The sequence below is a fragment of the Streptomyces sp. NRRL WC-3549 genome (assembly GCF_000721935.1).
Classification (GTDB): Bacteria; Actinomycetota; Actinomycetes; order Streptomycetales; family Streptomycetaceae; genus Streptomyces.
Map to the genome: position 1 here is coordinate 864 of NZ_KL585470.1, position 2,086 is coordinate 2,949.

At 70.8% G+C, this 2,086-nt stretch carries 1 protein-coding gene; it reads right to left on the reverse strand.

All coding sequences use genetic code 11. The features are described 5' to 3' along the window. The coding region (locus tag IH13_RS0136265) for a type I polyketide synthase (RefSeq protein WP_158791545.1) at positions 1–2,086 on the reverse strand (2,086 nt) is incomplete at both ends.

Sequence of the window (2,086 nt, forward strand, 5' to 3'; positions counted from 1 at the left end):
AAGTGCGACCGCCCCCGCCGTCCAGTCCACCTGCGAGGACGGAGTGTCCACGTGCAGGGTCCGGGGCAGCACACCGTGGCGGATGGCCTGCACCATCTTGATGATGCCTGCGACGCCCGCCGCGGACTGCGAGTGCCCGATGTTCGACTTGACGGACCCCAGCAGCAGCGGCCGGTCGTCCGTGCGCTCGCGCCCGTAGGTGGCGAGCAGCGCCTGCGCCTCGATCGGGTCACCCAGCTTGGTGCCGGTCCCGTGTGCCTCCACCGCGTCGACCCGCTCCGGGGAGAGCCCGGCATTCGCCAGAGCCTGCCGGATCACACTCTGCTGCGAGGGTCCGTTCGGCGCCGTCAGGCCGTTGCTCGCACCGTCCTGGTTGACCGCCGACCCTCTCACCACCGCCAGCACCCTGTGCCCGTTGCGCCGCGCGTCGGAGAGCCGCTCCACGAGCACCATGCCGGCGCCCTCGGACCACCCCGTGCCGTCGGCCGTATCGGCGAAGGCCTTGCAGCGGCCGTCGGCCGCCAGACCGCGCTGGCGGGAGAACTCGGCGAAGATTCCCGGGTTCGTCAGCACCGTCACACCGCCGGCCAGCGCCATGGAGCATTCGCCCGACCGTAGGGCCTGCGTCGCCAGGTGCAGAGCCACCAACGAGGACGAGCACGCCGTGTCCACCGTGACGGCCGGGCCCTCGAAACCGAAGGTGTAGGAGACGCGACCGGAGATGACGCTGGTCGCGTTGCCCGTCAGCAGGTGGCCTTCGGTCCCCTCCGGGAGCCGCATCCCGGCCCCGTAGCTGGACGAGGCGGTACCCGCGAAGACTCCGATGTGATGGCCTCGCACGGACGTGGGGTCGATCCCGGCGTGCTCGAACGCCTCCCATGAGATTTCGAGCAGCAGCCGCTGCTGTGGGTCCATCGCCACGGCTTCGCGGGGCGAGATCCCGAAGAAGCCGGGATCGAATTCCGCCACGTCGTAGAGGAACCCGCCCTCGAGCGTCGTCGACCCGCCGTCCTCGCCGGCCGCCGCGTACAGGCTGTCCAGGTCCCAGCCGCGGTCGGTCGGGAAGCCGGATATTCCGTCCCCGCCCGTGGCGACCAGCCGCCACAGGTCGTCGGCGCTCGCCACCCCACCGGCGTACCGGCAGCTCATGCCGACGATCGCGATCGGGTCGTCGTCCGCCGCCGCAGCGGTCGGCAGGGCGACGGAAGCCTCGGGCTGTGTGCCCAGGACCTCTCCGAGTACGAAGTCGGAAAGGGCCGCCGGAGTGGGATAGTCGAAGATCAGCGTCGCGGGGAGCCGTAGGCCCGTTACCGCGTCGAGTCGGTTACGCAGCTCCACGGCGGTCAGTGAGTCGAAGCCCAGATCCTTGAACGGCCGGTCGACGCCCACCGTTTCGGTACCGCTGTGGCCGAGCACCGCTGCGACCTGGGCACGCACGACATCCAGCAGGGCGGCGCCGCGTTCCTCCCGGGTGAGCCCCGCGAGCTTCTGCAGAAACTTGAGCGAACCGGCTGCGGATCCCGCCCTGCGGCGTGAGCTCGTACGGACCAGTCCGCGGAACATTCCCGCGAGGGCACCGACGGCAGCCTGTGCGCGCAGGGCCACGAGGTCCAGGTGTACGGGCACGAGAGTCGCGTGGTCGTCGGCGAGCGCCGTGTCGAGGAGCGTCAGACCTTCGTCGGCCGTCAAGGGGACCACTCCGGACCTGCTCATCCTGCTCGTGTCGCCGTCGTGCAGACGTCCGACCATGCCGTCGGCGAGGTCCCACGGCCCCCAGGCCAGCGACGTGGCGGCCAGTCCACGGCCCCCGCGGTGCTGAGCCAGCGCGTCGAGGAAGGCGTTCGCTGCCGCGTAGTTGCCCTGGCCCAGGGAGCCGAAGGTTCCGGCGACCGAGGAGAACAGGACGAACATCGACAGGTCCAACTGCTCGGTGAGCTCGTGGAGGTGTACGGCAGCGTCGACCTTGGGGCGCAGCACGGTGTCCAGCCGCTCCGCGGTGAGGGAGGAGACGACACCGTCGTCGACGACACCGGCCGCGTGCACCACACCCGTCAGCGGACGCTCGGCGGGGATCGAGGCGAGTACG